Here is a 9,122-nt window from a genome sequence, read left to right as displayed (position 1 = left end):
CAGGCGGGGATAGCTTATTGATACTTGCCCCATTCGGGGGCATTGAGTAAGAAGCCCCCACCTCAAACAACGTTAAGTGGTGGGAGCATGTCACCAGTGTAAAGAGTATTAATCTGAGAAAAGTAATTGGATATCAGATAGATGGTGAAAAGCACAATTTCCTGGATGATTATAATTCGTAAAATTAATTGTCAGGACATCGCATGGCGAAGCAGAAATATATATGTTACAATGAATTTGTGAAATTCTGTACAGGTAATATGATTAAGACTTTATAGAGGAAAAACGAGTATGACTTTAACGCAGTTAAATTATTTTATAACAATTGCAGAGACAAAATCATTAAATAAAGCAGCAGAACAATTATATGTATCCCAGCCTTCACTGACCAATGCCATGAAGGAATTGGAGAAAGAACTGGGAATCACTTTGTTTTTCAGGAGCGGAAGAGGAGTTACGCTGACTAACGATGGAACAGAATTTCTTCTCTATGCAAAGCAGATATATGGGCAATATGAAAGTGTGTTGGAAAAATACGGAAAAGGTGGATCTTATAAGAAAAAATTCGGTGTGTCTACCCAGCATTATTCCTTTGCAGTGAAGGCATTTGTAGATATGGCGAAAGAATTTGATATGTCAGAGTATGAATTTGCAATCCGTGAGACAAAGACGGCGGAAGTAATCAGCGATGTCAGTACCATGAAAAGTGAGATTGGTCTTCTGTATCTTTGTGATTTCAACCGAAAATCAATGGAAAAGCTTCTGAGATCTGCCGGGCTGGAATTCCACCATCTAATCGACTGTCAGGCGTATGTATATCTGTGGAGGGAACATCCCTTGGCAAATCAGGAGTCCATCAGCTTTGAACAGTTGGATGGTTATCCATGTTTATCTTTTGAACAGGGGGACAATAGTTCATTTTATTTTGCAGAAGAAATCTTGTCCACGAATGAATATTCACAGACAATCAAGGCAAATGACCGGGCCACAATGCTGAATCTGATGGTTGGCTTGAATGGATATACACTTTGCTCCGGAATCATATGCGAAGAACTGAATGGAAGTGATTTTGTTGCAGTTCCGTTCCACGATGACGAGCAGAATCCCAACAGTGTCATGGAGATAGGATATATTGTGAGAAAGAATACGATACTGAGTAAAGTTGGAGAACTGTATATAGAGAAATTGAAGTGTTATTTGAATATTGATTAGTTGGAATGGGCGATTTTGTCTTATTGTCAGTTGTGATGTATCTAGTTATAGCTTGAAACTATAACTAGATATTTTTTTTGTATATTGGACATATTAAACCTATCGTGTTAGTATGATTACAGAAAATAAAAAACAAGCAAAAAATAAATAGATCGGAGGACATGAAAATGGCAAATATTAAAGATTCTAAAAACTGGGGTTTTGAAACAAGACAATTACATATCGGACAGGAACAGGCAGATCCGGCTACAGATGCAAGAGCAGTTCCTATCTATGCAACATCATCTTATGTATTCCACAATTCACAGCATGCAGCTGACAGATTTGGACTTCGTGATGCAGGTAATATCTATGGAAGACTTACCAATCCTACCGAGGATGTATTCGAACAGAGAATTGCATCTCTGGAAGGCGGTGTCGCAGCACTTGCAGTAGCATCTGGTGCAGCAGCCATTGATTATACATTTCAGGCACTGGCAAGATCAGGAGAGCACATTGTAGCATCTAAGACTATTTACGGAGGAACTTATAACTTATTAGCACATACATTGCCATTGACCAATGGAGTGACAACAACCTTCGTTGATCCGGAAGTAGAAGGTTCTTTTGAGGCAGCAATTCAGGAAAACACAAAAGCAATCTTTGTAGAGACTCTTGGAAATCCCAATTCGAACCTGATTGATCTGGAAGAATTGGCAAAAATCGCACATAAGCACAATATTCCGTTGGTAGTTGATTCTACTTTTGCAACTCCTTATCTGATTCGCCCGATTGAATATGGTGCAGATATCGTTGTTCATTCTGCAACCAAATTTATCGGAGGACATGGAACAGCCATCGGCGGTGTTATTATTGACAGCGGTAACTTTGACTGGAAAGCATCTGGCAAATATCCATGGATATCTGAAGCAAACCCAAGTTATCATGGTGTGGCATTTACGGATGCGGCTGGTTCTGCAGCTTTTGTGACCTATATCCGTGCAGTCATCCTGCGTGATACTGGTGCAACACTTTCTCCATTCCATGCATTCCTGTTCTTACAGGGATTGGAGACATTGTCATTACGTGTAGAGCGTCATGTAAGCAATGCATTGAAGATTGTAGATTATCTGGCACATCATCCACAGGTGGAAGCAGTTCACCATCCTTCACTGGAGAGTGAACCGAGTCATGAATTATATAAGAAGTATCTGCCAAATGGAGGCGGCTCTATCTTTACATTTGAGATCAAGGGAGATGCCCAGACAGCGCAGAAATTCATTGACAATCTGGCAATCTTCTCATTACTGGCTAACGTAGCAGATGTAAAATCACTTGTGATTCATCCTGCAACAACTACACACAGCCAGTGTACAGAAGAAGAACTTCTGGATCAGGGAATCAAACCGAATACGATTCGTCTGTCTATCGGTATTGAGAAGGTGGAAGATCTGATCGCAGCATTAGATACAGCATTTGAAGCAGTGAAATAATAATATAGATACTATAATGTTTGAGCCCATGTTTTTTGGTTAGGAGAAACATGGGCTCGATTTGTATTGTAAAAATGAAGGAGGCGGTGTACAATTTTGATACTTGGGTTAATATAAGTATTTAGAGATAGAAAAGGTTTTGGGGCAATCATGAACGGTATGGATAGAATCGAAAAAATTTCGACAGAGAGAAAGTTTGCAAAGTATGTATCGCAGAATATATTGGGGATGATAGGAATCTCTGCATATGTTATCGCGGATACTTTCTTTATTTCACGGGCAGAAGGCGCAGGGGGAATTACAGCGTTGAATCTGGTGCTTCCGTTGTATAGCCTGATTTTTGGAATTGGCGCAATGATAGGAGTTGGCTCGGCGACCAGATTTAACATCTTGCGGGCCAGAAATGATGAGAGAGCGGAGCTGTATTTTTCCAATGCTGTGATGTTCGCGGTTATTTTAGGGGCATTATTCATGTTGGTAGGTGCTTTGGTACCGGGACAGTTGATCGCTGTGCTGGGTGGAGATGCGCAGATTGTAAAGATTGGTACACCGTATACCAGAATCTTTCTTATGTTTGCCCCCTTTTTTATGGGAAATCATATCTGCAATGCATTCGTAAGAAATGACGGGAATCCTTCTAGGGCAATGCAGGCGACACTTTTCAGTAGTTTATTTAATATTGTAATGGATTATGTGCTTATGTTTCCACTTGAAATGGGAATGGCCGGAGCGGCACTGGCAACGGCATTTTCTCCGGTGGTTGGAATTCTGATATGTTGTACCCACTTTTTCTCAAAAAAAAGTACGGTGAGATTCATCTGGCAGAGGCCATCTGTTAGAAGAATTGTAGAAGCGTGTCAGTTAGGAATGGCAGCATTTATCGGAGAGTTGTCTTCCGGTGTGACGACAGCCGTGTTCAACTATCTGATTCTGGGACTGGCAGGCAATGATGGTGTGGCAGCTTATGGTATCGTGGCTAATACGGCAATCGTAGCGACCTCTATTTTTAATGGAGTGTCCCAGGGTGCACAGCCACTTCTGAGTGAATCTTATGGAAAAGGAGACAGAACTTCTGTGAAGAAGATCTTAAAGTTGTCGATAGGGACTGCGATTATTCTGGCCCTTTTGGTTATATTTGTCGCGATTTGCTTCACACAGCCAATTGTGAATATATTTAACAGTGAACACAATGTGAAGATGGCAGCTTATGCATTGGAAGGAGTGCGGTTGTATTTTGTGGGATTTCTGTTTGCCGGTTTCAATATTGTAGGAACAGGATATCTAAGCGCTACAGAATCTGCAAAATGGGCATTTGTTACATCTATTGTACGAGGCGTGGTGGCAATTATTGTATGTGCATATGTCCTGTCATGGTTGTTTGGAATGACAGGAATCTGGCTGGCGTTTCCGGCGGCAGAATTGATTACTACATTATTGATGCTGGTGGCAATTGGTGGGAATCATTCATTGAATTAATCACAGAATGTTCACAAAAATATTAGAGAGTTCTATTGACGAAAGATAATATAGGTGTTATAGTACATATAGAACAAATAAAAAGGATAAAAATTGAATCCGATTCATATGTTCTGAAAGCGACACCTCGGATTTCTCCGATAGTGCTGAAACAATTTTTATATCTATTTGAAAGGAGATATGACTTATGATGATGCCTAGTATTTTTGGAGAAAACTTGTTTGATGATTTTATGGATGATTTTGCATTTCCGAATGTTGATAAGGTACTGTATGGAAAGCATGCAAGCAATCTGATGAAGACAGATGTGAAGGAGACAGATTCTGGTTACGAAGTGGATATCGACCTGCCGGGATTTAAGAAAGATGAGATTCAAATGCAGCTGGAGAATGGCTATTTGACTGTCAGCGCTGCTAAGGGACTCAATAAGGATGAAAAGAACGAGGATGGAAGATACGTAAGACGTGAGCGTTATGCCGGAAGTGTCAGTCGAAGCTTTTATGTGGGCGAGAATGTGACAGAGAAGGATATCCATCCGAAGTATGAAAATGGTATTTTGTCATTCAAAATGCCGAAAGATGACAAAAAGGCGGTAGAAGAGAAGAAGCACTATATCGCTATCGAAGGATAAAGTATTCTTGAGTATACGGGACTGCATACCTGCTATTGCGGATATGCGGCCCTTTTTCAGTTTATTACTGTGTGTCAGATTCCTGAAGAAAGAGGTGTGAAAGAGTTGGACAAGGCGCAGAATTTGATTCTTGATTTTACACATGTTTATCCAGAATATATTGAGAGTAAAGTTCAGGATATCCGAAGAGTTGATCTGAGTGACATCAGAGGTACGAATATGTATTGCACGGTGGAAGCGAAGCGAGAGATCCGAAAGCGGCTGACTTCATATGGGCCGGGAGGGATCCATTTTCTGGATAATGGGAACTATCATTATGTTACAAAGTTATTCGCGGAGAAGATTCGGGTTCCATTTTCCCTGGTATTGTTCGATTATCATAATGATATGCAGCAGCCTATGATACATGAGTTGACGAGTTGTGGAAGTTGGGCAGGTGAGATGCTTTCAGATAATCCATATTTAAAGCAATTAATTTTAATAGGACCCAATAAGGAAAGTATAAGGGAAATACCGGAAAAATTTAAGGAAAAATTAGTCTGTGTCAGCATGCAGGAGATAGAAGCCAAGACAATTGAAAAAGACCTGAATCAGATACAAAAGGAACTTCCTGCATATATTTCCATTGACAAAGATGTGTTGGACCGGTATGGCGCAAGAACCAACTGGAACCAAGGCAGTATGTCCGTAGATACCTTACAGAAGCTGCTTTCGGAAGTTTTTCGTCATCAGAAAGTAATCGGAGTTGATATCTGTGGAGAATGTAGTCTGGAAGAGCCTTTTTCGCAGCTTATAGAAGATGAAAAAGTGAATGGAACGACCAATGCAATCTTGTATCATTTTCTTTCAAAATATTTTTCTGATAAATATAAGTATTGAAAACAATGTGAATATTAGCTAAAAATGCAAATAAAATAAATAGATTTTTTCTTTCACCGGGGAGGACAATTCCTATCATACTTCAGCCGCCTCTTTTGCATGCTTTTTCTTAGATTTCCCAGTAAATAATATAGAAAGAATCGCAATGATTGCCACGATATACTGGTACCAGCAGAAGGAGATTACCTGGAATGGGCTGTTCAGATTCTCAAGCATTGCGCAGGCAAACAGAATCTGTGCACTGTATGGCAGGATTCCCTGGAAGACACAGGCAAATAAGTCGAGTAAGGATGCGGTACGTTTTGGATCTACATCATATTCTTCACTTAATTCTTTTGCTACATTGCCGGTCACCAGGATGGATACGGTATTATTGGCTGTTGCAATATCTGCCACAGAGACCATGGCAGCAATCCCTGCTTCTGCGGTGTGCCTGTTCTTGATGACTTTTCGAACCTTCTGCAATACCCATTCGATGCCGCCTTCTTCCTGTACCATGGAAGCAAGACCGCCCATCATCATGGAGAGCAGGAAGATCTCAAACATGCCTGTGAATCCGGTGTAGATATGGTTCGCGAACTCCAGGATTGTAAAGCTTCCCATTGCAATACCGATTACGCCTGAAAATACGATTCCTCCGGTCAACACGAGGAACACGTTCAGTCCCAATAACGATGTCCCAAGAACGAATACATACGGCAATACTTTTATAAAACTAAAAGAATACTCGGCAGCTTCCGGCACAACATCTGGCCTTCCGAAGATAAGCAGAAGTACAACAGTGATGATCGCAGCCGGAAGTGCGATCGCAAAGTTGGAACGAAACTTATCCTTCATCTCTACGCCTTGTGTGCGGGTCGCTGCAATTGTCGTATCTGAGATCATAGACAAGTTATCTCCGAACATGGCGCCGCAGATGGTTGCTGCAACGACCAGATATACATTCAGGCCGCCGGCTTCGGCAAGCCCTATGGCGATTGGAGTGACCGCAACAACCGTCCCCACAGATGTTCCGGTAGAGATTCCGATGAACCCTGAGATAACAAATACACCTGCAGCAACGAATTGCGGCGGCAGAACAGACATGCCAAGATTTACCACAGCGTCAACACCGCCCATCTCACTGGATACAGTAGTAAATGCACCTGCAAATAAGAAGATAAAGCACATCGTCATAACATCGGTGTGACCGCAGCCTTTTAAGAATGTCTCCAGCTTCTCATTGATCGTTCCTTTGAATAAGATAAATGCAGTTATAACGCCGATAACCGCTGCAACCGGAGTGGGAAGCTGATAGAATGCCATTTCCACTCCCTTTGCATTCAGAACGATACCAGTGATCAGATATACCCCAACAAAAACCCCAAATGGAAGGAATGCCTTCCCACTAATTTTCTTCTCCATATTACCTCTCTTTGTACATACATTTTCTTTCTTTTTTATATTTCATAACTATGTGTTTCTGTACCATAACATGGACATCTTATAAAGTCAACAGCTCTTGTTAACGATTTGATGCGATAAACTGGATTGGGAGCGCTTTTTGTTGTAGAATAAAAATCAAGAATGTGAGGAGAGATTGTCTATGGAAATGAGGAATGAATTATATCATTGTCTATTATTCTGTGAGATGAATCAGGAAAAGGTAAAAAATATCCTCTCTCGTTTGAATGGAAAGACGAAAAATTATCAGAAAAATGAAATTGTTGTTGAAGAAAAGAACAGAGTGGATGAAGTGGGAATCCTTCTTTCCGGTGAGATCTGTAAAGTGCAGTATTATTCTGATGGGACAGAACAGATGGTACAGAAGCTCAAGAGATCCTATATGGTTGGTCTGGAGATTGCAGTGAGCCTGAAAAAGACAAGTCCATACACCATGTATGCGTCGCTGCCATCGACTGTATATTGGTTCCCGGTCAGATACATTGAGGAACCGGGAATGCTGGAAGAGGCAGATCGGATATTTCTATATCAGCGTATCGTGTACTTTCTTGCCAACGAAGATATCCGAAAATATCGTAAGATCGAGATATTATCATCGAAAAGCGTAAGGGAAAAGATCGAAAAATACCTGAAGATACAGAAGATCCGATATAAAAGTAATGAATTTGACATAGACTTTAATCGGGAACAGCTGGCGAATTATCTGGGACTGAATCGAAGCGTGCTGTCCCATGAATTAAAGAAGATGGAAAAAGAGGGATTATTGATTGTAAGGAAAAATCACTTTATTTTGTTGCAGATATAGATATGGAAAATCTAAGAATAAAAGTTGCCTGGACAACGTAAATGCGACTGCATTTTTGCTATACTTATGTTGGTCAGAGCAGCAAAGATTGAATGAATGTAGAATTCACAAGAACCATCGGTGCAGGCCGATGGTTTTTGTTATAAAAATCATAAAGAAGGGAATCAAGATGAAACTGGTAAAAACAGAAGACGCAGTAGGACAGGTATTATGCCATGATATTACGCAGATTATAAAAGGTGTGACCAAAGATGCGGTATTTCGCAAAGGTCATGTAGTGACAGAAGAGGATATTCCGGTGCTTCTGTCCGTAGGAAAAGAACATCTTTATATCTGGGAAAAAGAAGAAGGTATGCTACATGAGAATGAAGCAGCGGAGATATTAAGGAAGATCTGTCAGGGCAATGGAATGCATCCATCCGAAGTAAAAGAAGGAAAGATTGAGCTGATTGCAGATATGGATGGTGTACTGAAGATAGATATAGACAAGCTGAATCGTGTCAATGCACTGGGAGAGATGATGATCGCCAGCCGCCATGGGAACTTTCCGGTAAAAGCAGGAGATAAGATCGCAGGAACCAGGGTGATTCCGCTGGTCATTCATGAGGACAAGATGAAGAAGGCAGAAGAGGTGGCTGGAGAGGAGCCAATCTTCCAGATTCGCCCTTATACGAAGAAAAAGGTTGGAATCATTGCAACAGGAAGCGAAGTCTATCGAGGACGGATTCAGGATACATTTACTCCGGTAGTCCAGGAGAAGCTTGCTGAGTATGGGATTACAGAGACAGATCATGTGATTTGTGATGATGATCATAGAATGATTACGGAAGCGATCAAGGTTATGCTCGAGAAGGGATGTAATATGGTCATATGTACTGGCGGCATGAGCGTAGATCCGGATGACCGGACACCGCTTGCAATCAAGAATACAGGAGCAGACATTGTGACGTATGGTGCGCCGGTGCTTCCGGGAGCTATGTTTCTCTTGGCATATTATCAGGGAGATATTCCGGTCATGGGACTCCCAGGATGCGTGATGTATTCAAGGAGGACGATATTTGATCTGGTGCTTCCGAGGATTATGACCGATGAAAAACTAACGGCAGACGATCTGAACTGTCTGGGACAAGGAGGCTTGTGTCTGTCATGTCCGGTCTGCACATTTCCGAATTGCGGTTTCGGAAAAGGAATGTAGGTGAATCTG

At 41.3% G+C, this 9,122-nt stretch carries 8 protein-coding genes; 7 read left to right on the top strand and 1 reads right to left on the bottom strand.

The window, feature by feature from the left end; translation table 11 throughout:
- Positions 1-291 precede the first annotated feature (291 nt).
- The 5 genes from ACQRD1_RS10450 to ACQRD1_RS10430 all read left to right on the top strand — a co-directional run bounded on the left by ACQRD1_RS10450 (position 292) and on the right by ACQRD1_RS10430 (position 5,670).
- Positions 292-1,212, top strand: coding sequence for a LysR family transcriptional regulator (locus ACQRD1_RS10450; RefSeq protein ID WP_347376598.1), 921 nt, complete (start codon positions 292-294; stop codon positions 1,210-1,212).
- A 167-nt stretch (positions 1,213-1,379) separates the two neighbouring features.
- Positions 1,380-2,684 (top strand): O-acetylhomoserine aminocarboxypropyltransferase/cysteine synthase family protein, encoded by a 1,305-nt coding sequence (locus ACQRD1_RS10445; RefSeq protein WP_427787508.1) that lies wholly within the window; start codon positions 1,380-1,382, stop codon positions 2,682-2,684.
- A gap of 150 nt (positions 2,685-2,834) precedes the next feature.
- Entirely contained in the window at positions 2,835-4,160 is a 1,326-nt protein-coding gene (locus tag ACQRD1_RS10440) for an MATE family efflux transporter (RefSeq protein ID WP_427787506.1), read from the top strand.
- A gap of 187 nt (positions 4,161-4,347) precedes the next feature.
- Positions 4,348-4,791, top strand: a complete 444-nt coding sequence (locus ACQRD1_RS10435; protein ID WP_235232755.1) for an Hsp20/alpha crystallin family protein — start codon at positions 4,348-4,350, stop codon at positions 4,789-4,791.
- A 96-nt stretch (positions 4,792-4,887) separates the two neighbouring features.
- On the top strand, positions 4,888-5,670 hold the full coding sequence (locus ACQRD1_RS10430) for an arginase family protein (RefSeq protein ID WP_427787503.1): 783 nt from the start codon (positions 4,888-4,890) through the stop codon (positions 5,668-5,670).
- 75 nt (positions 5,671-5,745) lie between these two features.
- On the opposite strand, the gene ACQRD1_RS10425 is transcribed toward ACQRD1_RS10430, so the two are convergent.
- On the bottom strand, positions 5,746-7,074 hold the full coding sequence (locus ACQRD1_RS10425; RefSeq protein WP_427787501.1) for a Na+/H+ antiporter NhaC family protein: 1,329 nt from the start codon (positions 7,072-7,074) through the stop codon (positions 5,746-5,748).
- Positions 7,075-7,255: 181 nt separating this feature from the next.
- On the opposite strand from ACQRD1_RS10425, the gene ACQRD1_RS10420 reads away from it, so the two are divergent.
- Positions 7,256-7,918 carry a Crp/Fnr family transcriptional regulator gene (locus ACQRD1_RS10420; RefSeq protein WP_235232752.1) on the top strand — a complete coding sequence of 221 codons (663 nt, stop codon included), beginning with the start codon at positions 7,256-7,258 and terminating at the stop codon, positions 7,916-7,918.
- A 169-nt stretch (positions 7,919-8,087) separates the two neighbouring features.
- Complete coding sequence (locus ACQRD1_RS10415; protein ID WP_427787500.1) at positions 8,088-9,113, top strand: molybdopterin-binding protein; 1,026 nt, start codon at positions 8,088-8,090, stop codon at positions 9,111-9,113.
- The last annotated feature ends 9 nt before the right edge of the window (positions 9,114-9,122 follow it).

This window comes from Bariatricus sp. SGI.019 (genome assembly GCF_050315235.1).
Classification (GTDB): Bacteria; Bacillota; Clostridia; order Lachnospirales; family Lachnospiraceae; genus JAFBIX01.
Note: the sequence above shows the minus strand (reverse complement) of the source record. Positions and strands in the feature narration are given on the sequence as shown.

Coding starts and splice junctions, on each gene's coding strand:
- ACQRD1_RS10415 (WP_427787500.1), top strand. CDS start 8,088: ATGAAACTGGTAAAAACAGAAGACGCAGTAGGACAGGTATTATGCCAT.
- ACQRD1_RS10450 (WP_347376598.1), top strand. CDS start 292: ATGACTTTAACGCAGTTAAATTATTTTATAACAATTGCAGAGACAAAA.
- ACQRD1_RS10435 (WP_235232755.1), top strand. CDS start 4,348: ATGATGATGCCTAGTATTTTTGGAGAAAACTTGTTTGATGATTTTATG.
- ACQRD1_RS10420 (WP_235232752.1), top strand. CDS start 7,256: ATGGAAATGAGGAATGAATTATATCATTGTCTATTATTCTGTGAGATG.
- ACQRD1_RS10425 (WP_427787501.1), bottom strand. CDS start 7,074: ATGGAGAAGAAAATTAGTGGGAAGGCATTCCTTCCATTTGGGGTTTTT.
- ACQRD1_RS10440 (WP_427787506.1), top strand. CDS start 2,835: ATGAACGGTATGGATAGAATCGAAAAAATTTCGACAGAGAGAAAGTTT.
- ACQRD1_RS10445 (WP_427787508.1), top strand. CDS start 1,380: ATGGCAAATATTAAAGATTCTAAAAACTGGGGTTTTGAAACAAGACAA.